This is a genomic window from Oxynema mangrovii CENA135, assembly GCF_016632315.1.
Classification (GTDB): Bacteria; Cyanobacteriota; Cyanobacteriia; order Cyanobacteriales; family Laspinemataceae; genus Oxynema; species Oxynema aestuarii.
Genome location: NZ_JAEOXH010000003.1, coordinates 62,854 through 89,703, shown reverse-complemented (window position 1 = coordinate 89,703; position 26,850 = coordinate 62,854). Strand labels below are relative to the sequence as shown.

The window sequence follows — 26,850 nt, the reverse complement described above, 5'->3', positions numbered from 1 at the left end:
AGTCCCCGGAGGTCGGATTTAAAAGCGTCGAAAAAATGTCAACAAATCGCTAAAAAATAAGGAGTGAATCGCTTTAATTGCGATGGTTCGCATGGTAGCTGGCTCGCAACCCCCGTATCGCTGGCATCGATAGCGTCAAACCGAGAAGGCGTGCGGCGATCTCCAGGGGTCAAGAGGCATCCCAGGGCAAAAATAAGGCAATGGCTAGTCAGGAATCCGTCGCAAGTGCGACACTAGAAGCGAGTAGAGGCTCGCGCGATCGCCTCGACCCCGATGGAGTCGCGACCCCCCACTCGCACCCGTGGGACGCACCGCGCGATCGCGCCCGTCGAGTGACCGCCATTGTGTTAAGGAGTTGCGAAAATGGCAACCAACTTAGAAAAACTACAGCCCGCCGACAATCGCGAAGTGGGCGTTTACATGCCTTATTACCAAGGCAACAAACGGGCCGTTTTACCTCGGGCGATCGGCCTGTATCGTCAGGGAAGTCTCGAAGGCGAGCGCAAAATCGAAAATGGCGAAGACGTTCCCTTCGTCGCCAGTTGGCACGTCTCCACCCTCCCGGCAGACCTGACGCGCTGCCGCCTCCAGTTCGACGGGAATGCGGAACTCAGCTATGAAATTACGATGGCCAATTTCGAGTTTATCGATTTCTTGATCGACGTGATTATCGGCTTCAAGCGCTATCAAATTGTCGATTTTTCCAAACCTTTCTACCGCAAACTGTTACAGATGGATGCTTAGAATAGAGACTCGCCCGAGTTGACCGAATCGCCGCACGGTTTTTTGTCGAAAGCGAGTGGCTTCGGACGGTTCTAGGGCGATCGCAGTACCCGCAGGCGGGGAAATCCGGTTCTCGAACGGCGAACCTCGTTTCCCCGTAACTTGCGAATAACTTCTAAATTGATGCAATAGCTCGTAGTTGATGGAGTCACGGCGTGCCAACATTGGGTGAACAAACCGGATACAGTCGGCCAAAATATCTGATCGTCGGGTCGAGCGAACCGTATAGCGGCAAGACCTCGACGATTTTGGGTTTGGCTGAAAAATTACAGACGAGAGGGTTAAACATTGGCTATAGCAAACCTCTGGGAACCTGTCTCAATGCAACAGAAAAAGATGGAATTGATGAAGATGTTCGTTTTTTAGGCAAAACCTTAGATTTGCCACACAATAACCTGGGAGAAACGCTTTTATTTCTCGAACCCGACACGATCGCCAAGCAACTCCAAGGAGACGACCGACGCGATTACCCCGAGAGCTTTTTGCAATCGCTGCAGGGTTTGCAAGGGGATCTGGTGTTAGTCGAGGGACCGTCTACCCTCGATCGCGGGCGGTTGTTCGATCTGTCGGTCCCGCAAATGAGCGCCTTGCTCGAATCTCCGGTTTTACTGGTCACTCGCTTTCATTCGGTTCTCGATACCGCCGCTCTGATCTGCGTCAAAGAACGTCTCGGCGATCGCCTCTTGGGCATCGTTTTGACCGACATTCCCGCAGACGAGTGGGAACGGGCCTCTCATGTGGTCGCTCCCTTTCTCGAAGGTCGGGGAATCCCGGTGTTCGGCTTGTTACCGATGAGCAATCTGCTCCATAGCGTCTCGGTAGAACAATTGGTGCGCCGTCTCAAGGCTGAGGTGCTCTGCTGTCACGATCGCCTCGATTTGATGGTCGAAACCCTCCGCATCGGCGCGATGAACGTCAATTCGGCGTTGAAATATTTCTCCGCCGCCGACAATATGGCCGTGATCACCGGGGGCGATCGGACCGACATCCAACTCGCCGCCTTGGAAACCGCCACCAACTGCCTGATCCTCACCGGACATCTACCGCCAACCCCGATGATTATCAGCCGCGCCGAAGAACTCGAAATCCCCGTGTTGTCCGTGGATCTCGATACCTTGACGACGGTGGAAATTATCGAACAAACCCTCGGACACGTCCGCCTGTACGAACCGATTAAGGTCGAATACATCAAACACGCGATCGCCGAGCATTTCGCCCTCGATCGCCTCTTGGATGCCCTCGGTTTGGATCCCGTCGCGGTCTGAGTGACTCGCTCGATCTCGACCGCCCGCGATCGCCCCCGTTCCTGAATTCGGGGGCGATCGTCGTCTGGTTTCCCCGACTCGCCAGAGGGTCACCCCCCAACGATGAGATGTTTCAGCCGCTCTCAAATTCCCCCGCTCCTGTGCGAAAATCTCAAAAAATCTGTACCCTTATCGCTCAAATACAGATTTAAGGGGGATCGGGTTTGGTAGAATAGCTGGGTTGTCCTGTTTAGCTCTATAGCCTCTTTGACTCAATCGGTAGACATCTCCATAGATACGTTGGCGCAAGAACTGGCGACGATCCAGCAAACGGGCTCTAAGAGAATCGCTCTCTTGGGGTCGCGTCACGTTCCCATTACCCATCAGATCCTGATCGAGATGATGAGTTACGCGCTCGTCCTCTCGGGAAATCGTCTGATCACCTCCGGTGCGACGGGTACGAATTCGGCAGCAATTCGAGGTGCCATGCGGGCGGATCCCAACATGCTCACCGTTATTCTGCCGCAAAGCCTGGATCGTCAACCTCGCGAATCTCGCGAGCAACTCAGTAACGTGATGCATTTGGTGGAAAATCACAACAATAACCACCTGTCGCTGGCAGAAGCCAGTGCGATTTGCAACCGGGAAATTGTATCTCGATGCCAGCAGTTAATCTGCTTCGCGTTCCACGACAGTCATACTCTGCTCGAAACTTGTCGGGATGCAGAAGAACAACGCCGTGTGGTGACGTTGTTTTATTTTGATTGATTCGGTACTCGTCTCGATCGCCTCTGTGCGTTCGCGAAGGAGTGCGAGTCAAGTTCGGCGAATGCCGAGTGTCGTCGCGCCATTCACCTGCTCGAATCTAGCTGTTACCGGGAGGGTGGACTAGTGGCCCGACGCCTGTGGAAACCGTCGATCTTCGGTGTAGTAGACCCGGATTTGTTCTCAGCCTCACTGGCAGTAGTCGCTCGGACACCACTTAACCAAGGATTCATGGCTTCTACCTATTCTTTTGATATCGTCAGCGATTTCGACCGTCAAGAATTAGTCAACGCGATCGATCAAACCCAACGGGAAGTTAAAACCCGTTACGATTTGAAGACGACCGACACCGAAATCGAACTCGGTGAAGACAATATCACCATCAATACCGATAGTGAATTTACGTTGCAAACAGTTCATACGGTTCTGCAACAAAAAGCCGTCAAGCGCAATTTATCCCTCAAGATTTTCGACTACGGCAAAATTGAATCGGCGAGTGGTTCTCGGGTCCGTCAAGTCATTACCTTGAAAAAAGGGATTAGCAAAGAAATCGGCAAGGACATTACTAAGTTATTGCGCGACGAACTCAAAAAAGTTCAAGGGTCCATTCAAGGCGATGCGGTGCGCGTGTCGAGTAAGTCTAAAGATGACTTGCAAGAGGCGATCGCCCTGATTAAAAGCCAAGATTGGCCCGTCGCCCTCCAATTTACCAACTATCGCTGAGGACGATCGCCGCAACGATCGCCCGGAGTCCCGATTGAGTGCGAGTCCGCTTCCGATGGGGGCGGACTTCTGCTGTTGGGGGGTTGCGATCGCCTTTACTCCTGCATTCCAGACTCTCTTTCTCGTTCCAAATCCTCTCGCTGTCGGCGGATCTGGCGATCGTCGGGATCGAGTTCTAAAGCGCGGTCGTAAGCGGCGATCGCCTCGTCAAACCGTTCGAGATCGCGCAGGATATCCCCACGCAACCCCCACATCAGTGCGTCGTTCGGTCGCCGTCCGACCACGCGATCGAACGCCGCCAACGCCCCGTTTAAATCTCCCTTTAAATACAAATCCGTTCCCTCGCGTCCCCACTGTTGCGCTTCTAAGATTTCGATTAACTCCTGCGGATTTGTACGGTCAACTTGCAAGCGATCGGCAATTTGACGCACTAAGTCCGGATCTTGCTGCATCAAATCCCATAATTCCTCCAAACTGACCGTTTTAACCCCCGGATTGTCCGGCAATTCCAACCCTTCAAACACGGGTAAGCCTGTAGGGGGACTCGTGGGGGTAGGGCTTTGGGCGTTCGCGTCGCCACTCGGTCGGAGCATCGCCGCGTCCGAATCCGGCTCCGTGGGGGGATGGGTGGCCCTTTGGCGCACGCCGTCGGCCATTCGATCCAGGCGATCGGACCATTCCCCCTCGGTCAACTCACTCAACCGCTTCAGCGCCTCGCTGACCTCTCCTTCTCCCTCACTCGCCGTCAACCACTCCTCTCCCGTCCGGTCCAACCAGGCGATCCAATCGCCAACGGTTCCCCGCGATACCAACCCTTGGAAGAATTGGCGGACTTGCGGTTGTTCCCAACCGAGATTGACTTTTTCTAAAAGATATTCCCATAAAATTTGATAATCGCGATCGCTCAACGGTTGTGAGGAGCGATCGCGCAACTGCACCGCAATCCCCGCAGCAATTTCGCCCAGCTTCCCGCCCTGGATCTGCCCGAATCGTTCTAATTTCACGGTTAATTCCGGTTGCGGTAAGGGCGAATCGATCGACTTTTGACCGAAACGACGCAACCACGAATGGAAAAAGCGATCGTCCGCACGCCGTTCTAATAATGTGGATAACTCCTCTGGCGAAGCCCCCGCCGCCGCGCGATCGAGCAATCGCATGAAGAGGGATTCGTAACTGGCATCGCTGAGGGGTTTGACGGTCGGTGCTGGGGGTTGGGCCATCGGGTCGCGACTCCGTCGGAGGATCGCCGTGTCCCGATTGGCAAACCAACGTCTCACCCACTGCCATATTTTGGCCAACCATTGTTTAAGTAAAACCGAATCAGCCTCAACTCAACCTACAATAAAAGTTTAGACGACTTTCCTGCAAATCCAGTCAATCGGTGAGATGGTTTTCGATCTCGGTTTTGATTTTGGCACGTCCGGAGCCCGCGCGATCGCGATCGATCGTTCGGGGACGATCGTTGCAGGCGCCCAAACCCCGTTAAGCGCCCAAACTCCCGAAGGTTGGCGGGATGCTTTATTTTTTCTACTGGAACAAATACCGATCGCCGTGCGGTCTCAAGTCCGCGCGGTCGCGATCGATGGCACGTCTTCGACCTGTTTGGCGTGCGATCGCGCCGGAACGACGATCGCGCCGCCGATTTTATACAACGACCGTCGAGCTGCAGCGATCTTAGATCGATTGCGGGCGATCGCGCCGCCGAACCATCTCACGATCTCCGCCAGTTCCAGTTTGGCCAAACTGTTATGGGCCTGCGATTCGGGCTATTTTGCACAAAATACGCCGCTTTATTTCCTCCATCAAGCCGATTGGATTGCCTTTCTCCTCCACGGGCAACTGGCGATCGGCGACTATCACAATGCCTTAAAACTCGGCTACGACCCGGAAACCCTATGTTATCCCGATTGGCTGTTAGATGCGGTTCCTGGCACCATCCAGTTACCGGAGACCGTAGCCCCGGGGACAAAAATTGCAAAAATTCGCAAAAAGATCGGCGATCGCTTCCGCTTGCCGCCGGATTGCGCGATCGTGGCGGGAACCACCGACAGTATCGCCGCCTTTCTCGCCAGTCCCGCGCGCCAACCCGGGGAAGCGGTGACCTCTCTCGGGTCTACCCTCGTGCTCAAATTACTCAGCCGTACCCGCATCGACGACGCCCGTTTCGGGATTTACAGCCACCGTTTCGGGGATTTATGGCTGGCGGGAGGAGCCTCGAATGCCGGGGGCGCCGTGTTGCGGCAGTTTTTCGGCGATCGCCAACTCACCGAACTCAGCGAACGAATCGACCCGAATAGGGCCAGTCCTCTCGACTACTACCCCCTCCTCGAACCGGGGGAACGCTTTCCGGTCAACGACCCCGAGTTAGCGCCGCGACTGGCGCCGCGTCCCGAGAGTGACGTTGAATTTCTGCACGGGTTGCTCGAAAGTCTCGCCCGGATCGAAGCGCGAGGTTACCAGTGCTTGCAAACCTCTGGCGCCACGCCCCTCGCCCGGGTTTACAGCGCCGGGGGTGGCGCCCAAAACCCGACCTGGAGCGCGATTCGTCGGCGTTGTCTCGGCGTCGAGGTGGTGACGTCCCCGCAGACGGAAGCGGCTTACGGGACGGCGTTATTAGCCGCGAGTGGCGCGGGTTCCTAACCGCCGCTAATTTTGGCTTGATAGCCCAATTTGGTGAGGATTTCGAGGATTTTTTGTTGGTGTTCGCCTTGAATTTCGATCGTACTTTCTTTGACCGTTCCTCCGGTACCGCATTGTGCTTTTAACTGTTTGCTGATGCTGGCGAGGGTGTCGGGTTTACACTGAAAGCCCGTAATTTCGGTGACGGTTTTACCTTTACGCCCTTTACGAGAGGCTTGGATGCGGATTTGTTGCTGGTTGGGGGGCAGTTCTTGAATCGGGCGTGCGGTGGCGTCTGCATTGGGCGAGTTACCAAATTCTCGGTAAACGACGCCGTCGCCCTTGGATTTGCGTTTGGAAGCGGCCATCGGTTGTCTGTGGGGTGAGCTGCAAAGGGATATGGAGAATCATCGGAGGGTAAGGGCGAGGGGCGATTTTCCTGACTCCTTTGGAGTCGCTTCGCGGAGGTTGACGCTACGCGAATCGCTTCGACGCGCGCGATCGCCCATCGCTGTCTAGGTTAACAATTTTTGAACTTTTTTGATGAAATTTTTCACAATTTTGAGGAATTCTAGATAAAAAGGATCGATTTAAACGCTCGATCGATCTCAATTTGACAAGTACGAACTGAAGGATTCTAGATGCATGAGAAAGATTCACTGCCCGAATCCTGGAAAAACTGAAGAACGTTAGTTTGAAAGGGAATTGTATTGAAATGACCGTCAATTTCTTGAAATTTTTGGCAAATTTAACCTCGATTTTGCCTCTTAATGTTACTATTTTGAGGTTCCGAGCCAGTCCCTCGACGACAATGACTCAATGAAGGTAAAAATTAGGGGAATTTTTACGACCAGGCAGGCTTGGGGAACCTACGGCGATCGCCTGAAGGGGAGTCAGGAGATCTCACGGAACAGAATAACGATGAGGACGATCCCCGCCGCCAGCCGTCCCCTAGGGGGCGATCGCCATACCCGGCTCGTTCTGGACGGCGATCGCAATCAAAGATAACTTTCTCTGTAGAAATTCGATCGTCAAGTTAGAATAGATTTAGGAAATGGCACGAGAATTTCGCACAAATTGGGTTTTCTAAGAAGTGGTAAAAGCCATAGATTGGGCAATGGAGTGAGTCTCCCTTGTCCGATGCTTTAACCCCGGATTTGTAGGCTGAATCAACAAATTCATCTCGGATTCGTCCGATCTATCAAAGCGATTGAGAGAAGAGTTTGATTGAGAGAAGAGTCAGCCACCGTACCCTAAATAGAGGACACAGCTTGTAGGAGGCGATCTGACAACGCCAGTGCTGACTCGACCATCGAGATCCAGTTTGGCACGGACTTCCGGATGCTTCCCCAGTCCGGATTATCTCCAAGCTGGGAAGCCGCAAGGGCTTTGGGAAAGGACATCTTAATTGCATTGGCCGAGGGGACTAAAACTCCGAAAGGAGAACGATCTTATGCAAGTACCTGTCGTTTCAAAAGTAGGAAAGCCACTGATGCCAACTAAGCCGAGTCGAGCCAGACGTTGGCTTAAAGAAGGTAAAGCAGTTAAGCGGCGATCGAATGTTGGTATGTTCTACAGTCAGTTAATCGTAGAGATAGGAAAAGCTACCCAACCGATCGCTGTCCGAGTTGACCCCGGAAAAAAGTGTTCGGGGATAGCTATTCGATCGACAAGGGCAAGTCTATTTCAACTCCACCTCGTTTTACCTTTCGACACGGTTCGCTTTTCGATGAAACAGCGCCAGATAATACACAGATGGGGTCAGTTTTCGGCGGGTAAGGTCTCTTTGATGGCAAGAAACACGGGTTTGCTGGTTTCGGACTCAAGACCCCGCCTCATCTGTACCGAGGTGGGGCTGTCTTGGAGGTGATTTGATGAAAAACGTGCGACTTTTGCTCGTCGCTTCCGAACTGAGTACGTACAATGCAATCCGCCAGTTACTACCGAAGATCGAACTCTTTTCCGTGGAACTGGCGTGGGTTCGTAGCGATCGCGCCATGAGGGAAAAGTTGGTCGGTCGAGAGGCGATCGATCTCTACCTGATCGCGGCACCTCTCGGAGAAGCGCACGATTACTGGAATTTACTATCGCTCCCTAACAATGAGGGCGCGAATGCCTCGGCAGTGGTGGTGGTGGTAGAGACCGCCGCTCAGGGACGGGCATTGTTGAGCCGAGGTGCCGCCGATTATTTAGTGCCCGACGAACTGAGTGCGCCTGTTTTAGAACGATCGCTGCGTTTGGGAATGAGCGCTCGCGCCACGGGCGATCGGCGATCGCGAACCACGGTCGTGCGGGAACGTTCCTCGGTGGACGTTCGCGAAGCGTCTTCCCAGGAGAATCGCACTCTGCGTCCCATTTCAGCCAGAGTCGGCGACGGGCGATCGCCGAGCGAGGGCAAAGCCCTATCGAAGTTAAAACAGAGTTGGCCCCCCCTGCACTGGTTCAAACCCCGCGATCGCGAACGATACCATCTCAGCCAGCAGAGTGCTTCGCAATTGCTGCGCGAGCATTCGCTGACCGAAGATCTGTTCGATCGCGCCGCCTTCGGGCTGTTTATTTTAGATGCCAGTTTTCGCGTCGTTTGGATGAATCGAACCCTCGAACAGTTTTTCGGATTACCCCGGGAAGCGGCGATCGGGCGGGATAAGCGACGCTTAATCCGCGATCGCATCGCCCACATTGTGGAAAGTGGCGCCGCATTTGCCGAAAAAGTGTTCAAAACCTATAACGACAATACCTATATCGAACAATTTGAATGTCACGTGCTTCCCGGGGACAACCGAGCCGAACGCTGGCTGCAACATTGGAGTCAACCGATCGCAGAAGGATCGTATGCCGGAGGTCGGATCGAATACTATACCGACATCACCCCTTACAAGCGGGCCGAAGCACAGTTACGCGCCAGTCAGTGCTTTGTCGATCGCATGACCCAAGCGCTGCCCAACATTATCTATATTTACGACCTCGATACTCGTCGCAATATCTACAGCAATCACCGCATTTTGGATGTTTTAGGCTATACCCCCGAGCAAATACAAGAAGGCGGGGAGCAGTGGATTTTGGACACCGTTCATCCCGAAGATCTCCCGATGTTGCTCGACTTGCACCAGCGTTGTCTTCAACTCAAAGATGGAGAAATTTTAGAAAACGAAATCCGCCACAAACACGCCAACGGTCAATATCGAAGCCTGATCTGTCGCAGCGTCGTTTTTGCGCGCGACGAGAACGGACGACCGACCCAAGTGCTCGGAAGTGCCGAGGATATTACCGAACAGCAATCGATCGCCACTCAGCTTTGGGAAAGTGAAAGCCGCTTGCAGACGATCGTCAACAATACCTCGGATGGGATCGCGATCGTCGATTTGCGCGGGAAAATTCGGTTTATCAATCCGGCAGCCGCGCGCTTGTTCGGGCGAGCATTAGATGAAATGGTCGATCTCGAATTCGGGATTCCGATTTCCGAAGGTGTCTGCGAAATCGGCATTCTGCGCGATCGCGGCGAAGTCTGCATGACCGAAATGACCGTGGCGCGCACGGAATGGTCCGGAGAACCCGTCTCTATTGTTTGCTTGCGCGATATCAGCGAACGCCATCGCGCCGAAACGGCCTTGCGCGAGAGTGAGGAACGCTTCCGTCAGCTCGCCGACAATTTGCAAAGTGTTTTTTGGCTGATGTCCCCCAATTGGGAGACCCTGTTTTACGTCAGTCCCGCTTACGAGAAGATTTGGGGGCGATCGCTGGCGGCGCTCTACGAACGACCGGAACGATGGGTCGAAAGCGTGCATCCCGACGATCGCCACTTGTTGTCCGACCTGATTGCAGAGCATTGGTTGGGGCGATCGACCATCCACGAATATCGCATCGTCCGTCCCGATGGTGAAATACGCTGGATTTTGGCGCGTACCGTGCCGATTGCCGACGAACGCGGCGAAATTACCCAAGTGGCGGGAATTGCCGAAGATATTACCGATCGCAAACAAGCGGAACAACAGCTTAAATATCGGCTGTCTTTAGAAACCGTCTTGGCGGACATCTCCCGAGAGTTGGCGACCAGCGAAGCCGTGGATTTCGTCGATCTGTTCCGGCGCTTGGGCGAAGTCATGGGCGCCGATCGCGTCGAATTGCAGCAGTTGGCACGGCAGGGGGACGAGTCCCACTGCGTCGCTTCCTGGCAAAATGGAGCGACCTGCGAGGACGAGTCCGCTCTCGCCGAACCCACGACCCGGGCGGTTGGAAGGGAGGAAATGAGGGACAAACTGCTCGTTCCCATCCGCGATCGCCTCGGTCGGATCTGGGGCGAAATTGCCGTTTACCACCGTCGGAACCATTGGCAAGCTTGGTCTGAAGAAGACAGTCAGTTATTGCGCGTGTTAGGCGATACGATTTATACTTACTACGCCCGTCGCCAAACCCAAGAACAGTTACGCGCCAGTGAGGAACTTTATGCGGGGATTTTCCAGCATTCGGCGGCCCGTATTTTCCTGTTAAAACTCAGTACCCAAGGCCAGTGGGTTTACGAAATGGTCAATGGGGTGGATGAAAAAGCAATTGGCTTGAGTGTCAAAGCGTTGCAGGGAAAACGCCCCCGCGCAGTTTTGCCGACAGATGTGGCTCTGATTTTGGAACGCAACTGCCGGGTTTGTCTGGAACGCGGAACCCCGACGACCTACGAAGAAACGTTGACGACCAGTGGCAAATTACAAATGTGGCGCACGACCTTAGTGCCGATTCGCGATCGCACCGGGGCGATCGTTCAGGTGCAAGGGTCGTCCTACGACGTGACCGAAGAGAAACAGGCGATCGCCGAACAACTGCGCCAAACCCGCTACTATCACCTCCTCAGTTCCCTCAGTCTCAAAATTCGCCAGTCGTTGCAAATTGAGGAAATTTTGGCGATCGCCGTGCGCGAATTGCACCAAACCCTACACAGCGATCGCGTGGTCTTCTACCGGATCGAAGAAGACGAAAGCGCTAGCGTCCTTCACGAAGCGATTCGCCCCGGGTGGCCCCCCATGTTGGGCAACGCCAAGCTCACCCCCCAGTGGATTTCTCAATACTTGCGTCGTGCCAGCGATCGCGGGATTTATGCCTGTTCCGATATCGCTACAGTTCCCTTCTTACCCGCCCATCGCAACTTGTTGCACCAATATCGGATCCGCGCCCATATCGTCGTCCCCATCCTGCTCAATCCCTTACCTGGTAGAGAAAGCGAAGTTTCGGAAGATTCCGGCCCGACTACTTATTTATGGGGGCTACTGTGCGTCCATCAGTGCGAGCAAACCCGGGAGTGGACGACCTTTGAAATTGAGTTACTGCAACAGTTAGCCAACCAACTGAGTATTGCCTTATATCAAGCGCAGTTACTCGCCCACGAGATCCGACAGCGACAAGAATTAACCCGGTCGAATAGCGAACTCGAACAATTTGCCTATATCGCCTCTCACGACTTGCAAGAACCTTTGCGAACGATCGCCAGTTTTACCCAGCTACTGGCGCGTCGCTATCACGACCGCCTCGACGCTAAAGCCGAACGGTATATCAATCACATCGTCGATGGGAGTTTGCGAATGCAAACGTTAATCGAGGATTTATTGCAATATTCCCGGGTGAGAACTCGCGCCAAAGCGTTTGAGGAGATCGAGACCGACAAGGTTTTAGAAATTGCTTTGGCGAATCTGCAAAGCGCGATTGAAAGCAATCAGGCGACGATTTCCACCTCGACGTTACCTGTGGTTAAAGGCGATCGCGCCCAATTAGTGCAGTTATTCCAAAATTTAATTGGCAATGCGATTAAATATCGCCGTCAAGATCCCCCGGAGATAGCGATCGACGCTAAACGCGAAGGCGATCGCTATCGATTTTGCATTGAAGATAATGGCATCGGGATCGATCCGAAACACCGCGATCGCATTTTCCAGATCTTTCAGCGTCTCCACACGATCCAAGAATATCCCGGAACGGGCATCGGTCTGGCGGTCTGTCAGAAAATCGTTCAGCGTCACGGCGGTCGCATTTGGGTCGAGTCCGAACTCGGTCGCGGGTCGAAGTTCTATTTCACGTTAGCGGTTCCCTCAATCTAAATAGGTTCGATGTTGACCCAGTTTTTTCACGGCAATCACTAACGGAACGATATCTTGTTTCGTGACATATTTAAAATCGGTTCCTTTTAAGGAGGCGATCGCCGTTCTCAATTCTTCGATTTGTTGTTGCAAACTGGGATGAGATTCCGAGGGGAGTTCGCCAATTTGGGTTTGCAATTGCATGACCGTATCGCTGACTTGTCCCAGTTCTAGTTCTAAATGTTTGACTTTCGTTGCGGGGGGTAAATGTTCGAGGCGATCGCGCAAATTGAGGACGGACGCCAACAGACTGTCGTACAAATCTTGCAAGGTCGAAATGGTGGTAGAATTCATTTCTAGACCTCGATTGAGACGGGTGAGATCGACGTCTTGCAAGGTATTGAAACGGCGCTGCATTTGACTGTTGAGTAACGTCACTTCTTTAGACAGTTTCTCGATTTCGGCTTCGAGAGCCCGATCGTGCGCCGGATCGATGGGGGTTGCCCCACTGTCCAATCGTCGTTCCAGTTCGTTGAGTTGAGTCCGTAGGGCGTCTAATTCGTTGCGGACGGAGGCGATCGCCTCGTCGGACAAGGGGATGTTGACGTCTTGATTGAGTCGGTTGAGTTTGGCTTTTAAACTGGCAAGGGATTCACTTTTTTCTAATTTTTTGAGAGACTGACTCAAGCGTTTTAAATAGGGTTTGACAATGTCTTTGTTTTGCTGTTCGAGGTTTTTAATCCGTTGAAATAAGGGTTGGTTGTGCGCGACGATCGTCCGAATTTCGGTTTGCATTTTGATGAAATCCGCAGAGATCGAAGCGACTTCTCGCTGCCATTCATCTTCGGTCGATTCTGGAAGGGTATCGTCTCCTTCATTGTCGCGATCGATGGTATCTTCCAAACGGGCGATCGCCTCGTTCATTAACGACAAGCGGACGTTGAGAACCCCCCAATCTTCCTCGGTCAAGGCCGTGCGATTGAGGCGATCGGTCACGTGTTGTAATTGAGCTAGAGCAGTTTTAATCGCTTCGATATCGACGGTGTTGGGATGGCGTTCTTGTTGTTGGAAAGACCCATACAGGGTTTCGACGACTTGGCGGACGTCGGCGATCGCGGCTTGAGCTTGCTGGCGGGTTTGGCGGTCGAAGCGGCTGCGATTGGCGAGGTTGAGGGACAGGGCCACGGTTAACGGGGCTGCCGCATAAAGCAACTGACCGGAGAAAGCGGCGGCAACGGTCCCGACAGCCGATCCGGCGACGCTGGCGTATTCGGCCCATTCGCGCCAGGGGAACTGTTTGAGGATGGGGGTGACCCGTTCGCGTCTCGGTTCGATAGTTTCCATGATTTTTGGTAAAATGCCCTTCGATTGACGACAGAAACCCTTAGCAGCGCTCTGGCCGCTTTTGGGGAGCGTTTGGCGATCGATGGTTAAAAGTTAAGCCTGTTATGAGATCGGGGCGATCGCACGGACAAGCAGTCGTTTTTATGGTTAAATTCGCTTATTTTTACTGTAAATTAGCACGGGCGATCGCGGTCTGGACTCGGGGGCGATCGCTCGGGGGAAATTCCCGCAGATCTTGCCCCTCGATCTTTAAAAAAAGGGCGACCGACGGCTGATGAGAATTGCAGTTACATTCTATCCTATTTTTAACTTCAAAAGTGAAAATTGAGGCGATCGCGATCGCGCTTTCAATGGCGATGGAATCGGTATAATTCAAGTCAGGGAAACTTGGCAGAATATCGAAGATCGGCCATCGGGGAAACGAGCGGCGATCGCCCCCGATCCGTCGGGGTTCGGCGCGTCCGGGTCAAGAACTGCCGATAAAAATCTGCAAGAGGGACGGCACAAAAGAATTGAAATTCTTCGAGTTTTTTCCTCTTGCAGATAGAAATCCCGGGCAAAACCCGGGAGAAATTGAACAATTTAGAAGCAATTTAGACAGTGCCAACGACGCGACTTTAATTGTTGGTACTTCTAAGTTTGTGCAGGGCTTCTAAAGCTTGACGTTCGTTCGAGCGATCGCCTTGAGTGGCAAACAGTTCGGCAGCGCGTTGCAAGTCGGCGATCGCCCCTTGCAAGTCGCCAATTTCCGACCGGGCCAAACCGCGATTGTTATAGGCGCCCGCATAGTCGGGATGGACGCTCAAGGCGCGATCGAAATCTTCGATCGCCGCGCGGTAGTCGGAAATCGCCGAACGCGCCACCCCGCGATTGGAGTACGCCACCGCATCGTCCGGGTTGAGGCGGATCGCCTGAGTGTAATCGTCGATCGCCCCGTGATAGTCCCCTTGGTTGTAGCGGGCCAGTCCTCGGTTGTTGTACGCCACCGCGTCGGTCGGCGCCAGACGGATCGCCTCGCTGTAGTCGGCGATCGCCCGTTGGTGTTCCCCGAGTTGGTTGTACGCTTCGCCTCGGTAGAAATAAGCCCCCGTGACTTCCGGCGCCAAGCGCAAGGCATTGTTATAATCGGCGATCGCCGCTTCGTACTCGCCGCGATTGAAATAGGCAAACCCCCGATTGAAATAAACCACCGACTCGTTGGGATTGAGTTCGAGAGAGGCGCTGTAATCGGCGATCGCCCCGTCCAACTCCCCGAGGTGGAAGTGAGCCAAACCGCGATTGTTATACGCCGTCGCCTGTTGGGGGTCGAGTTCGAGCGCCTCGGTGTAATCCTCCACGGCGCCGCGATAATCCCCCATATCCAAGCGCTCGAAACCGCGATTGTAATAAGCTTGGGAGTTCCCCGGCGCCAGGATCGGCTCGTAGAAGCGCTCCACCAGTCCTTCGAGGATTTCCGGATCGGTGGTTTTCAAACCCACTTCCCGTTCGGGAACTTCGGCGCTGGCGCTGAGAAAATGATCGCTCGCCAACAGTGCAAAGCCTTGGGGTTCGTCGCTTCCCTCCGGCGATCCGTCGCAGACCAAGAAATTCTCGTGAGTCCCGAGAATCTTTAACTCGAACTGTTCCGGATAGCGGCGTCGCAGGGCTTCGAGGTCGTTGAGGGCGTCGTACAAACTGCGTTTGTCCGTCGGATCGCTTTGCCATTGCTGGTTGACGTGGACGGGGAATTCGCCGCGATCGATGTCGCGCAAGTGACCCCACCCGATGCAGATTTTGACGCCGCGATCGAGGGCCGCCTCGAATTTTTGCAGTAAGGACGCATCCAAACTGGCGCGACTGACCCAGGGACAGACTAAGATCAGACGATCGCGGGCCGTATCGAGGGCTTCTTCTACCGTCGCGCGGATGTTGGGGCGATCGAACACCAACTGATAGCGATAGGGTTGAATCGCTTGCAGGCGCTGGTTGATTTCGCCGACGTGACGTTCGATACTTTCGGCGATTAACTGCTGCACGTCGAGTTCTTCCCCGGTCGCGATCGCCGCCCCCTCGTTGCGGGCCAGCATTAAGATCTCCCGGGACAGGTGTTCGATTTGACCTTGAACCGCCGCGCGATCGCGCCCTTTGGCGACTTCGTCGAGTTTCGCTTGCACCTGCACTAACGCCCCTTCCAGGCGATCGACCCGACCCGGCGAGTTCGCCGATAGGGTTTCGACGCGATCGCTCAACTCCGCCACCGTCGAATGCAGTTCGGCGATCTGCGATCGCATCGGATCGAGCTGTTCGCCGGAGAACGATTCCCCTTGCAACTGATTCAACCGGGCTTCCACCGCCGCCACGCTCACCGAGAGGCTTTCGAGGGCCGCATCGATGCCGCCGCGTTCCGGGGGATCGCCGTCCGGGTCGCTTCCCCGCTCTAAGGTCGCAATTTCCAGGCGTTGGTGTACTTCGCTAATGCTCTGCATCAGCCCCTGGATTTGGTCGAGTTCCGGGCGGCTGTCGAACTTCTGAGCGATCTCGCCGATCTCACTTTCGAGAGCTTGGAGATGCTGCGGGTTCGGCAAGCTGCGGGCGAGGGTTTCGAGATGTTCGCGCAAGGTATGAACTTCTTCGACCACGGGCCGTCCGCCATTGCCGAGGGCTTTTTGGGTCCCTTCCCGAACCTCGACACTCAGGGCTCGTAATTCGGCGAGTTTTTCGTAAACTTCCTGTTTGGGGGCGAGGGTTTGGGTGGCCGCTTCCAAGGCGGCGACGGCTTCGGCAACTTGAGATAACTCTTGTTGGAGTTGTTCGATTCTCGCTTCCGAAACCACGGCGGTGGGGGTCGTTTCTCCCTCCTCGGGGGTCGTCCCGGATGGCGCCATCAGCCGTTCTTGGATGTGTACGATCGCCGTTTCCATGCGATCGAGGGTGGCGGGAGACAAATCGATCGCCCAATCTTCCAGGGTGTCATCGACCACGGCGAGGGATTGGCGCAACTGCACGCATTGTTCGCGCAATTCGGCGATCGCCGCCCCTTGACCGGAGAGTTGTTCGCGGACTGCCGCCAGATCGACCGCTTCCAACGGACTCAAGCGGCGGTTCATTTCCGCCAGCACTTCGCCCACGGATTCGGAGATCTTGGCCAAAGCCCGGTCTACGCCTTGCAGGTCTTCGATTTCGGAGAACGCCGCCTCGCCAGTCTCGTCCCCCGCCGGGGCGGCAAACTCGCCGCGTTCGAGACGCTGGTTGATGTCGGCGATCGCCCCGAGGGCGTCGGCGAGGGAGCTTCTCAGTTCTTCGATTTGCGCCCGTTCCGGCTGCCGTTCCCACTGCTGTGAGATCGCTTCGATCTGCGGGGCGACGGCTAGGAGCGGCGCCAGACGGCGATCGAGTTCGCCTTGCTGGCGTTGGAGGTCTTCGATCTGGGCGTCGAGGGTACTGAGATCCCCTCCGCCCCCTTGCGGCGCGCGATCGCGCAACTGCTCGAATCCGGCGCGCAGTTCGTCGAGTTGCCGCTCGAAACTCTCGGCAGACGGCGTTTCAATGCTTTGCAAGCGTCTTTCGAGCTGTTCGATTTGGGCGCTCAGCGCCGCGCGATCGCCGTTTTCCGGCACGCTGTCGAGTTTTTGCAGTTTCGCTTGCACTTGCGCGATTTTGCCCTGAACTTGGGCGATCGCACTTTCCAAGCGTTCCACTTTCGCCGGGGCGACGGCGACGCCCCCTTCACCCTCGACGAGATCGAGCCGTCGGCCCAACTGGGCGAGGGCATCTTGGAACGTCGTGCAATGCTCGCGCAAAACTGAAAGATCTTGCCGGATCGGATTGAGTTCGACGCCCTGCACCAGCGATTGGGCGTTTTGAACTTGATGCTGTACTCTCGCCAACTCTTCCGACAGTTTCGCCACCGATGCCAGAACTTGATTTAATTCCGTATCGTCGGGCATTCCCTGAATTCGCTCGCGCAAGGCGGCCAATTCGTCGGTCATTTGTTGTTTGAGTTGCACGATTTCCGTGGCGGCAGCAGGTTGCGAAAGCTGCAGTCTGCGCCGATTGGCCAGATTGAGAATCAGCGAAAGCGAGATCGGGGCTGCTGCCGCGAAGAGGACGGTTTGCTGTGACGCCACAGCGACGCCGGAACCGACGACGGATCCGGCTACAGATAAATATTCTGCAATGTCTAGCCAACTTCGCTTATTCAAGGTTTTAACTCTTCTAGATATTCAGATGGCTGTTTCTGTTTGCGTTGCTCCACCCAAAGGGTAGGACAACTGGGTTCTCCCGGCAATCCAAACGGTTGAGGACTGCACTGGGATCGGGGTATTTTTTCTATGGAAATGTAGCTCTGACTTGACTAAGGGAGTGGGTTCAATTTTAGCGTGGGTTTCCGACAATCGGATTGACTGTTCGGATTGACTGTATTGACCCGATCGCGAAGCGACGGTTGCCGACTCTCCCCCAGGTTTCCCCCTTACCACTCGACGAAAATCACGATCGATAATAAAAACGATGATAAAATAAAAGATAAAACAATCGTCAATCCCCCTAAAAAAAGCACCTAGAGCATCGTTCGATCCTCCAGGCGAATTTCGATGGGACGCGGCGAGCGATCGCGATCGCTCGCCGATCTTATTTTCCGATAACATCAGATCGATCGATCCGGTACGGGGGACTCGGGGCGATCGCTCGCCGCTCTTTTATAAACTCGAAGAACTATCCGGGGCAATTTCAATCCCCGCCCCTTTTTTAATTTGTTGGCGATCGGTGATTAAATCTCCCAAACTGTCAATTTCAATGCCAATTTTTTGACAAGCTTTTATCAATTCTGCCTCGAACGCTTCCGTATTCTCTCCATAACCGCATTGGCGTGCGGCAGTGGCCAGACCTTGATTGGCGCTAGCTTTCGCACAATCAATCAGTTCGAGTCCTTCTAATTTTTGAGGTAAAGTCATATCATTCCACCCGATTGTTTTGGTTGGACCTGCTCCCACTCTAGCAAATTGGCGGATTGACGCCGATTTTCTCCCTGAAAAACCGTGGCGATCCTCCTGCACAGTCGCGACCCGATCGCCCGGTTCGATCGCCGAGCAATGTTCGCCAACCGATCTCGTCAATCTTCATCGGCGAGGGTTTGCCAATACTTGTACGCCGCACTCGCCAGGGTCACCACCCCAGTGACGATCGCCGACTCGTCGATCTCGAATTGGGGATGATGTAAGGGATAGTTGGTTCGATCTGGATGACCGACCCCGAGACGGAACATGGTTCCCGGCGCCTGTTCCAGATACACCGAGAAATCCTCCGCCCCTAACGACGGTTCCGTCAAGTAGACGACGCGATCGCTCCCCAAACTTTCCTGGGCCGCCAATTCGACAATTTGGGTCAGCATCGGGTCATTGTGTACCGAAGGCACCCCCCGTTCGTAATCGATCTCGTAGCGGGCGCCGTAAGTCGCACAAATATGGGCGACAATATTTTCGATCCACTGGGGCAGATTGGCGTGAGTGTCGGGATAGAGCGATCGCACCGTTCCCACTAACTTGACGCAATCGGCGATCGCGTTGGGCGCCCGTCCCCCACTAATTTGCCCGATCGTCAACACCACCGGATGCAGGGGATTGTGGGTCCGCGCGATCGCCTGTTGCAAACTCGTCACCACTTGCGCCGCCACCCAAATCGCATCGATCGCCTCGTGAGGGCGCGCCCCGTGACCGGATTCGCCTAAAATCGTAATTTCCAAGCGATCCGCCGCCGCCGTCAATACCCCGTGGCGGATCCCCACCGATCCGGCGGGAATCGTCGGGAACACGTGAACCCCCAAAATCCCCGTGACCCCCTCCATCACCCCGTCCGCGACCATCCAACCCGCCCCCTGGGCGATTTCTTCCGCAGGTTGGAACAAAAAGCGCACCGTTCCGGGCAATTTTTCACTCAATCCCGACAACACCATCGCCGTACCCAAACCCAGGGTCGCGTGCAAGTCGTGACCGCAAGCGTGCATCACCCCGTCATTGCGCGAGGCGTATTCCAATCCCGTCCGTTCCGGAATCGGTAAGGCGTCCATATCCGTGCGAATGGCTAACAGGTGGCGATCGCCGCCCTCCCCGGGCAGATCCCCCACGACCCCCGTTTTCCCGATCCCTTCGCGAACCTGTAGCCCGCAAGAGGAGAGCACCCCCGCAATATAAGCCGCCGTCTGATACTCCTCGCCACTGAGTTCGGGATGGGCGTGAAAATGACGGCGAATTTCGATCAAACGCGGTGCTAATTTATCGGCTAATTCTCGGATCTCGCAGAGCATATTTTGGATCGCTGTTACTTGGATAGTCGCGCTTTCATTATCGCGTTTTCATTATAAAGAGCGGCGATCGCGCACCAGTCCGTAAAAACCGACTCTCGATCGCCATTTCCCCAATTCCTCTAACTCGTCAACCTAGGATCGAAGCCCTCGAATTGCTAAAGTAAATAGGCAATCGGGTTTCTCTGCCCTTCTTATCGGTCGGTTGACTTCTTCTGTATGAAAGCTACTATCGAACAACTCAAAAAGCGCGTCAGTGCTGCATTAGTCGCAGCCTTTGGTGACGAGTTAGCCGAAACCGACCCGTTGTTGGTTCCGGCGAGTAATCCTAAATTTGGCGATTATCAAGCCAACGTGGCGATGTCCCTGGCGAAACCCCTCAAGCAACAACCCCGGGCGATCGCCGAGCAAATTGTCGCCAACTTGGATGTCTCCGACTTTTGCGAAGCGCCCCAAATTGCCGGACCGGGCTTTATTAACTTCACCCTGACCAACGCTTACATCGAATCCCAACTCAGTTCCATTATCGGTTTCGCCCGTCTCGGCGTCGAAAAAATCGACAATCCCCAGCGTGTCGTCGTGGACTTCTCCAGTCCCAACATTGCTAAAGAAATGCACGTCGGACACCTGCGATCGACCATCATCGGCGACTCGATCGCCCGCATCCTCGAATTCCTCGGTCACGACGTCCTCCGACTCAACCACGTCGGCGACTGGGGAACCCAATTCGGGATGTTAATTACCTACCTGCGCGAAGCCTACCCCGACGCCCTCACCACCGCCGACGCCCTCGATATCGGCGATTTAGTCGCATTTTACAAAAAAGCCAAACAGCGTTTCGACGAAGACGAGCAATTTCGCGAAGCCTCTCGCCAAGAAGTCGTCCAACTGCAAGCGAAATCTGAGGATACCCTTCAAGCGTGGCAACTGCTGTGCGAACAATCCCGACGGGAGTTTCAGAAAATTTACGACCTGCTCGACATTCACCTCAACGAACGGGGCGAATCGTTCTACAATGCTTATCTGCCCGAAGTCGTCGCCGATCTCGATAAGTTAGGCTTACTCGAAGAAGACCAAGGGGCGCAATGTGTCTTTTTAGAAGGATTTACCAATAAATCCGGCGACCCCCAACCGCTTATCGTCCAGAAGTCCGACGGCGGTTATAATTACGCCACCACCGATTTAGCGGCCCTGCGCTACCGGATCGACAAAGATCGGGCCGATCGCATTATCTACGTCACCGATATGGGTCAGGCGACTCACTTCGCCCAAGTCTTTCAAGTGGCGACCCGCGCCGGATGGATTCCGGAAACAGTCGAAGTGGTTCACGTTCCCTTCGGTTTGGTGCAAGGGGAAGACGGGAAAAAGCTCAAAACCCGTTCTGGCGAAACGGTCCGCCTGCGCGATTTACTCGACGAAGCCCTAGGACGGGCTCGCGCCGATTTAGAACAGCGCCTCCACGACGAAAGCCGTCACGAAAGTGAGGAATTTATCGATCGCGTCGCCGAAGTCGTCGGGATTGGCGCGGTCAAATATGCCGACCTCAGCCAAAATCGCACCAGCAGTTATATCTTCAGTTACGATAAAATGCTGGCCCTGCAAGGGAATACGGCCCCTTATTTGCTTTACGCTTACGTGCGCATTCAGGGAATCAGTCGCAAAGGGGATGTCGATTTCGGTCATATCGGCGCCGGGGCTCAACTCAAGTTCCGCGAAGAAACTGAGTTGGCGTTAGCGAAGCACATTCTCAGTTTGGGCGAAACCATCGGCGCGGTGGAAGCGGATTTACTGCCCAATCGCTTGTGTCAGTACCTGTTCGAACTCAGTCAGAAGTTCAACCAGTTTTACGATCGCTGCCCGGTCTTGCAAGCGAAGGAACCGGAACGCACGTCTCGCTTAGTGTTGTGCGACTTTACCGCTCGCACGTTAAAACTGGGTCTGTCCTTATTAGGGATTCCCGTTCTCGAACGGATGTAGTTTAAATGTGAGAAAATGCCGGAACTGACAACCGAATTCACCTTATTTTGCTTCGGTATTGTCATCGGCGCGATCGGCGCCATGTTCGGTCTCGGTGGCGGTTTTTTAATCGTTCCCCTGCTCTCTATTTGGGGAATTCCCGTGGTTGAAGCCGCCGCCACGAGTTTAGTGGGCGTGTTACTCACTTCGATTTCCGGGACGGTGCGAAATTGGTGGCAGGGGGACGTTGACGGGCGATCGTGCGTTCAATTGGCTCTTTTTGGCATTCCGACGGCACAATTGGGTGCTTGGTTGGGCGATCGCCTCCCGGATCGGATACTCAGTATCGGATTTGCTCTCTTTTTGTTCGTCGCTTTGTTTTTACTGCACTGGCGACAGCAAAAATTGGCCGGAGTGGAACTCCCGGAGGCGATCGCGACGGATCGAGAAGGGGAAATAAGCGACAGTTGGGGCGATCGCCTGGGTCAATTTGCCCAAATTGGCGCGATCGCGGGCATTCTCGCCGGATTGTTCGGCGTCGGTGGCGGCATCGTCATCGTTCCTTTATTGTTGCTGTTAACGCGGGCAACTCTGCGATCGGCGGCGGCTACCAGTTTGGGGGCGATCGTCCCTATTTCCGCCTCCGCCTTAACCCTGCACGCCTTCAACGGGAATATCTTGTGGCTTCCCGGCGTCTGTCTCGGACTTGGCGGCATTTTCGGCGCCCAATTCGGCATCGCATTAATGCCCTATTTACCCGCAAAACTGCTCGATCGCACTTTCCAATTCTTATTATTGGCCCTTGCTTTATATATGTCGAGACCCGTGTTAGAGATTAGATTTTAAAGATTAGATTTTAAAGATTAGATTTTAGATTAACCATCTCGAAGCCAGCCGGATGTCTATCCTCACCCTAACTCACTAAATCCAGTGTCTACCATCCCTCCCTTTGCCCTCATTTTCCTCGGAACCGTTACCGGAATTGCCTCCGGTATTTTGGGAATTGGCGGCGGATTGCTGATGGTTCCCGTGTTGACTCTCACTCACGCTACCGTTTTGCAAGCCACCGCCACCAGTTTAGTCGGCGTCTTCCTCAGCGCCATTTCCGGGAGTTTCCGCAACTGGCGCGCCAACCAACTCAATCTTTGGGAACCCCTCGGTTTAGCCCTCGGCGGGATTCCCACCGCACAATTGGGCGCCTGGTTAGGCGATCGCCTCCCCGATTCTCACTTAGGGATTGCTTTTGCCGTGCTTTTACTGGTTTCGATGTACCTAATCGGTTTGCGGCGTCAGTTACAACAGCCAGATTCTGCCCGATCGCCGGAAATTGGCTCGAATAGGCGATCGATCGCCCTTCCCCTACTCGGAATCGGCACGATCGCCGGATTCCTCTCCGGTTTATTCGGTGTCGGCGGTGGAGTCGTAATGGTTCCCTTGCAAATGGTCGGGTTGAAAACAGCGATCAAACCTGCGGTTCGTAATAGTTTAGGGGCGATCGCGCCCATTTCCGCATCCGCTTTATTTCGCCACGCCGACCAGGGTAACGTTCTCTGGGTCAGTGGTTTATCTTTGGGTCTCGGCTGTCTTCTCGGCGCCCAAATCGGTACTCGTCTGTTACACCGTTTGCCCTCTCAACTCGTCACCTTATTATTTAGAATCCTGTTAGTTTCTTTAGCCGCTTATATGTTGTGGGAAGCCCTCAATTCTTAGTTCGGGAAGCAAACCCCTACTGCTCTAGGGTTTGGGAACCAAACCCCTACAAGATTTTGTGATATTTTCTCAATTTTTCTCAATCGACAGTCTCTTAGGGTTATCCACCTGAAATCCTTGGGAGTTCTAGGGTTTGGGAAGCAAACCCCTACAAGATTTTGTGATATTTTCTCAATTTTTCTCAATCGACAGTCTCTTAGGGTTATCCACCTGAAATCCTTGGGAGGGGGAGCATCTTGCTCCCTACTTAGGTTACCAATCATTGAAGATCGCTATAGCAATCCTCAATGTTCTTGTAAAATTCATCAGTTTTAGGAACACGGCATTGCCGTGTCCTTACGGAGATTTGTATCATAAAATATCCTCAAATATCCTCAAATATCCTCCCTCCAACCCAAGCCGCGACCATGAATCCCAAGCAACTGCTGCGACTCAATCAAGGACTTCTCGCCGGAACTGCCCTCCTCGGCTTATGTTCCATCGTCACCGGAGGGTTAGCGGATTCGGCGGCGGGGTTAGCGGTTCCCGTGTTCGCCGGGTTTTCTAACTTTTTCGCCGGGATGACTGGCAATAATTTAGGCACAGTAATTGAGCGATTCCGCAACAGTAGCGAGGTCCTGCGGAATGAAGATATCGCCAAAGCCGCCGGGCGCACCGTAGCCAAAGCCTTGATGGAAAAAATCAGCCCCAACTATTCCGACAAGGAATCCTTAGACGATTTCGCTAATCAAATCGAGGCATATTGGGTGGAATGGGCGGAACAAGCCAAAACCCTCAACCTGTTTGAAACCCTCCAGGAAGAGCAACTCTATCAGATTTTCAGCCAACCACCGGAACAGTTTAGCGAGTATCAGGTGTTACCGGAAGCCGAATGGCGGGAAGTGGTCACCTGGTTATTTCAACAGGGATGCGAGGAAGGGGTTTTGGGGGATACCCTGGAGAATTATCAAGATGTCATCGGCGATTTGGCGGCGGAATTAGCCAGCAACTTTAATAAACACCTGCGCCAAGTTCTGAAAGATGATGCCAACAAAGGGGGTCAAGCCTTTGTGGGGATGTTATTTGACCTGCATGGGGCGACCTTGGCACAAATTGCCGAGATTCGGGACTATTTACCCGAAATCGCCACTCGTCAGGATATGCGCCGGATATTAGCCGCCATTTCCCAAATTCAAAACCCCAGCCAACCTGCACCCGCCCCCCCTTGGCACGGTTTAGGGGCTATTGATACCGTTGAAAAATTGCCAGACCATTTTCTCCCCCGTCCAGAAGATATTGCCGCCTTAAAAGAACGACTGTTGACCCCCAACCATCAAACCCTAGTGATGACCGGACAGACGCAGAAAGTGGGGTTACAGGGGATGGGAGGCTTAGGGAAAACCGTCTTAGCCGCAGCCTTAGCGCGGGATAACGAGGTGCGGCGACAGTTTCCCGATGGGATTATCTGGCTGACAGTGGGGATAAACCCGGACTGTATCGCCCTGTATCAACGCATTGCCACCACCTTGGGGGAACCCAACGCCTATCAGGAAGGCGAACCCCAGTGGAATGCCTATCTCTCCAATCTGTTGCGAGAGAAGCGCTGTTTATTGGTACTCGATGATGTCTGGTCACAAGCCGAAGCCGAGCGATTTGTAGAGGTGTTAGGGCCCGACTGTCGCCTATTGCTGACCACGCGGGATGCCCGGTTAATTGCGGGTTTGGGGGCGAATGGGTATCAAGTGGGGATGCTGGATGATAGCCAAGCGCGACAATTATTAGCGAATTGGGCGAGAGTCCATATCGAAATGTTACCGCCGGAAGCGGAGGCGGTGCAGAAACATTGCCGGAATTTGCCCTTAGCCTTGAAGTTGGCGGGGGCGCAAGTGGGCATGGGCAACAGTTGGGCGGATTTGGTCACGGCTTTGGATGCGGCAGATTTGCGCTTTCTCGACCATCCCGAGGGCAGTATTTATAAAGTCATCGAAACCAGTGTGGAGGAGTTAGACCCACTCTTGCAACAGGCTTATTTAGACTTAGGGATTGTGGCGCCGGACGTGGAAGTGTCGGAGGCGGCGTTAGTCAAGTTGTGGGGAGGGCGGGGGGATGTGCCGGACTATCGGTTGCGGCAGTGGTTGACGCAGTTGGCGCAACGGGCATTAGTGTTTGTGTCGGGGGAGTCGCCCTCGCGGTGGATGTCGTTGCATGACGTGCCGCAGAAGTATTTACGGGAACAGGTGCAGAATCCGGCGGCGCGGCATCGGGACTGGTTGCGCAGTTATGGCGGCGGTAAGTTTCCCTGGACGGGGGCGGAGGTGGCGGCAGAGGTTTATCTGTATCGGCAGGCGCTTTATCATTTCCGAGAAGCGGGGGAAATGGAGGTGTTTCGGCGGTTGTTAGGGGATTTTGATTGGTTGCAAGGGAAGTTAGAGGCAACGGATATTCGGGCGCTGTTAGCAGATTTTGAGGCGGCGACGGTTGGGGAACCTCCGGACAGTGTGCTGAAACGGGTGGAAGGGGCGTTGCGGTTATCGGCTCATGTGTTGGAGTCCGATAGCAACCAGTTTGCAGGGCAGTTATTGGGGCGGTTGTTGTCCTTTGTGGACTCTCCCCAACTCTATCGCTATTTTTGGGAAAGAATCCCCGTGGTAGGGAAATATTTACCGAAACATCAGAGGTCTGCCCGGGTTCAGAAGCGTCAGGGGGAATCTTCTCCTGAGCTTGAGCAGCTATTGCACCGAGCCGGACAAGCCCAGAACCAACCCTGGTTTCGTCCTCTAACCGCCAACCTTACCCCTCCAGGGGGGCCACTGATTCGCACCCTCTCCGGGCATAATGGCTCGGTAAGAGCCGTCGCCCTCAGCGCCGATGGCCAAATCGCCGTTTCCGGTTCGGGGGATAACACCCTGAAAGTGTGGGACTTGGCTCGGGGACGGGAATTGCACACCCTCTCCGGGCATCATCGCTCGGTAAGTGCCGTCGCCCTCAGCGCCGATGGCCAATTCGCCGTTTCCGGTTCGTACGATAACACCGTGAAAGTGTGGGACTTGGCGACGGGGAAAGCGTTAGCGACGTTTACTGGTGAGGGTGCGATGAATTCCTGTGCCGTTGCACCGGATGGGGTGACGGTGGTGGCGGGGGATAGTTTGGGGCGGGTAGATTTTCTGCGGTTGGAGGGGTTGAGGGGGTAAAAACAGAGTTTAACTTTCTCCCTAAAGTTTCCTAAACTTACTCATTTTTTATGCTGCAATAAGAATTGGAGTCAGTTTAGAATCGCCGAAGCCGCAAAAATCGCCGATTCACCCTCTCCATGGTTTTCTGCTAGTCTTTAGGGTAGCCGAAGTGAGCCGAACCCAAAGAGGGTTGAGGAGTTAAAAAGTGAGTGAAAAGC

19 protein-coding genes are annotated in these 26,850 nt (G+C 54.2%); 12 read left to right on the top strand and 7 right to left on the bottom strand.

The window, feature by feature from the left end; translation table 11 throughout:
- Positions 1-363 precede the first annotated feature (363 nt).
- The 4 genes from ebsA to JJD41_RS20230 all read left to right on the top strand — a co-directional run bounded on the left by ebsA (position 364) and on the right by JJD41_RS20230 (position 3,515).
- Positions 364-744: a type IV pilus biogenesis protein EbsA gene (ebsA, locus tag JJD41_RS20245; RefSeq protein WP_200669340.1), complete on the top strand. Its 381-nt coding sequence runs from the start codon at positions 364-366 to the stop codon at positions 742-744.
- A gap of 194 nt (positions 745-938) precedes the next feature.
- Entirely contained in the window at positions 939-2,048 is a 1,110-nt protein-coding gene (locus tag JJD41_RS20240; RefSeq protein WP_370583906.1) for a phosphotransacetylase family protein, read from the top strand.
- 246 nt (positions 2,049-2,294) lie between these two features.
- Entirely contained in the window at positions 2,295-2,795 is a 501-nt protein-coding gene (locus JJD41_RS20235) for a DNA recombination-mediator protein A (protein ID WP_168570590.1), read from the top strand.
- 228 nt (positions 2,796-3,023) lie between these two features.
- Positions 3,024-3,515, top strand: coding sequence for a YajQ family cyclic di-GMP-binding protein (locus JJD41_RS20230; protein ID WP_200669339.1), 492 nt, complete (start codon positions 3,024-3,026; stop codon positions 3,513-3,515).
- A gap of 95 nt (positions 3,516-3,610) precedes the next feature.
- On the opposite strand, the gene JJD41_RS25805 is transcribed toward JJD41_RS20230, so the two are convergent.
- On the bottom strand, positions 3,611-4,792 hold the full coding sequence (locus JJD41_RS25805; RefSeq protein WP_200669338.1) for a tetratricopeptide repeat protein: 1,182 nt from the start codon (positions 4,790-4,792) through the stop codon (positions 3,611-3,613).
- A 109-nt stretch (positions 4,793-4,901) separates the two neighbouring features.
- On the opposite strand from JJD41_RS25805, the gene JJD41_RS20220 reads away from it, so the two are divergent.
- On the top strand, positions 4,902-6,155 hold the full coding sequence (locus JJD41_RS20220; RefSeq protein WP_200669337.1) for an FGGY-family carbohydrate kinase: 1,254 nt from the start codon (positions 4,902-4,904) through the stop codon (positions 6,153-6,155).
- Here JJD41_RS20220 and JJD41_RS20215 read toward each other — a convergent pair.
- Complete coding sequence (locus JJD41_RS20215) at positions 6,152-6,502, bottom strand: translation initiation factor (protein ID WP_200669336.1); 351 nt, start codon at positions 6,500-6,502, stop codon at positions 6,152-6,154. The two genes, JJD41_RS20220 and JJD41_RS20215, sit on opposite strands and share 4 nt — an antisense overlap.
- A gap of 451 nt (positions 6,503-6,953) precedes the next feature.
- On the opposite strand from JJD41_RS20215, the gene JJD41_RS25025 reads away from it, so the two are divergent.
- From JJD41_RS25025 to JJD41_RS20205, 3 genes are all read left to right on the top strand, one after another.
- A complete protein-coding gene (locus tag JJD41_RS25025; protein ID WP_234489025.1) occupies positions 6,954-7,142 on the top strand; it encodes a hypothetical protein in 189 nt (62 codons plus the stop codon).
- Positions 7,143-7,587: 445 nt separating this feature from the next.
- Positions 7,588-8,004, top strand: coding sequence for an RRXRR domain-containing protein (locus JJD41_RS20210; protein ID WP_200669335.1), 417 nt, complete (start codon positions 7,588-7,590; stop codon positions 8,002-8,004).
- Between the two features lie 4 nt (positions 8,005-8,008).
- A complete protein-coding gene (locus JJD41_RS20205) occupies positions 8,009-12,214 on the top strand; it encodes a PAS domain S-box protein (protein ID WP_200669334.1) in 4,206 nt (1,401 codons plus the stop codon).
- On the opposite strand, the gene JJD41_RS20200 is transcribed toward JJD41_RS20205, so the two are convergent.
- From JJD41_RS20200 to JJD41_RS20180, 5 genes are all read right to left on the bottom strand, one after another.
- Positions 12,206-13,537 (bottom strand): coiled-coil domain-containing protein, encoded by a 1,332-nt coding sequence (locus tag JJD41_RS20200; protein ID WP_200669333.1) that lies wholly within the window; start codon positions 13,535-13,537, stop codon positions 12,206-12,208. The genes JJD41_RS20205 and JJD41_RS20200 overlap by 9 nt on opposite strands.
- A gap of 163 nt (positions 13,538-13,700) precedes the next feature.
- Positions 13,701-13,913, bottom strand: a complete 213-nt coding sequence (locus tag JJD41_RS20195) for a hypothetical protein (RefSeq protein ID WP_200669332.1) — start codon at positions 13,911-13,913, stop codon at positions 13,701-13,703.
- A 241-nt stretch (positions 13,914-14,154) separates the two neighbouring features.
- Complete coding sequence (locus JJD41_RS20190) at positions 14,155-17,718, bottom strand: tetratricopeptide repeat protein (protein ID WP_200669331.1); 3,564 nt, start codon at positions 17,716-17,718, stop codon at positions 14,155-14,157.
- Between the two features lie 495 nt (positions 17,719-18,213).
- Positions 18,214-18,468 (bottom strand): hypothetical protein, encoded by a 255-nt coding sequence (locus JJD41_RS20185; RefSeq protein ID WP_200669330.1) that lies wholly within the window; start codon positions 18,466-18,468, stop codon positions 18,214-18,216.
- 158 nt (positions 18,469-18,626) lie between these two features.
- A complete protein-coding gene (locus JJD41_RS20180) occupies positions 18,627-19,817 on the bottom strand; it encodes a M20 family metallopeptidase (protein ID WP_200669329.1) in 1,191 nt (396 codons plus the stop codon).
- Positions 19,818-20,033: 216 nt separating this feature from the next.
- Here JJD41_RS20180 and argS point away from each other — a divergent pair, with 216 nt between their 5' ends.
- The 4 genes from argS to JJD41_RS20160 all read left to right on the top strand — a co-directional run bounded on the left by argS (position 20,034) and on the right by JJD41_RS20160 (position 26,650).
- Positions 20,034-21,791 carry an arginine--tRNA ligase gene (argS, locus tag JJD41_RS20175; protein WP_200669328.1) on the top strand — a complete coding sequence of 586 codons (1,758 nt, stop codon included), beginning with the start codon at positions 20,034-20,036 and terminating at the stop codon, positions 21,789-21,791.
- Positions 21,792-21,806: 15 nt separating this feature from the next.
- Entirely contained in the window at positions 21,807-22,616 is an 810-nt protein-coding gene (locus JJD41_RS20170) for a sulfite exporter TauE/SafE family protein (protein WP_200669327.1), read from the top strand.
- An 84-nt stretch (positions 22,617-22,700) separates the two neighbouring features.
- The gene (locus tag JJD41_RS20165) at positions 22,701-23,480 is read left to right on the top strand and encodes a sulfite exporter TauE/SafE family protein (protein ID WP_200669326.1); all 780 of its coding nucleotides are present in this window, start codon (positions 22,701-22,703) and stop codon (positions 23,478-23,480) included.
- Between the two features lie 407 nt (positions 23,481-23,887).
- Complete coding sequence (locus JJD41_RS20160) at positions 23,888-26,650, top strand: NB-ARC domain-containing protein (protein WP_200669325.1); 2,763 nt, start codon at positions 23,888-23,890, stop codon at positions 26,648-26,650.
- Positions 26,651-26,850: the final 200 nt, after the last annotated feature.

Bases quoted from the DNA above. Each gene is read 5' to 3' on its own strand.
- ebsA (WP_200669340.1), top strand. From the start codon at position 364: ATGGCAACCAACTTAGAAAAACTACAGCCCGCCGACAATCGCGAAGTG.
- JJD41_RS20230 (WP_200669339.1), top strand. From the start codon at position 3,024: ATGGCTTCTACCTATTCTTTTGATATCGTCAGCGATTTCGACCGTCAA.
- JJD41_RS20220 (WP_200669337.1), top strand. From the start codon at position 4,902: ATGGTTTTCGATCTCGGTTTTGATTTTGGCACGTCCGGAGCCCGCGCG.
- JJD41_RS20215 (WP_200669336.1), bottom strand. From the start codon at position 6,502: ATGGCCGCTTCCAAACGCAAATCCAAGGGCGACGGCGTCGTTTACCGA.
- JJD41_RS25025 (WP_234489025.1), top strand. From the start codon at position 6,954: ATGAAGGTAAAAATTAGGGGAATTTTTACGACCAGGCAGGCTTGGGGA.
- JJD41_RS20210 (WP_200669335.1), top strand. From the start codon at position 7,588: ATGCAAGTACCTGTCGTTTCAAAAGTAGGAAAGCCACTGATGCCAACT.
- JJD41_RS20205 (WP_200669334.1), top strand. From the start codon at position 8,009: ATGAAAAACGTGCGACTTTTGCTCGTCGCTTCCGAACTGAGTACGTAC.
- JJD41_RS20200 (WP_200669333.1), bottom strand. From the start codon at position 13,537: ATGGAAACTATCGAACCGAGACGCGAACGGGTCACCCCCATCCTCAAA.
- JJD41_RS20185 (WP_200669330.1), bottom strand. From the start codon at position 18,468: ATGACTTTACCTCAAAAATTAGAAGGACTCGAACTGATTGATTGTGCG.
- JJD41_RS20180 (WP_200669329.1), bottom strand. From the start codon at position 19,817: ATGCTCTGCGAGATCCGAGAATTAGCCGATAAATTAGCACCGCGTTTG.
- argS (WP_200669328.1), top strand. From the start codon at position 20,034: ATGAAAGCTACTATCGAACAACTCAAAAAGCGCGTCAGTGCTGCATTA.
- JJD41_RS20170 (WP_200669327.1), top strand. From the start codon at position 21,807: ATGCCGGAACTGACAACCGAATTCACCTTATTTTGCTTCGGTATTGTC.
- JJD41_RS20160 (WP_200669325.1), top strand. From the start codon at position 23,888: ATGAATCCCAAGCAACTGCTGCGACTCAATCAAGGACTTCTCGCCGGA.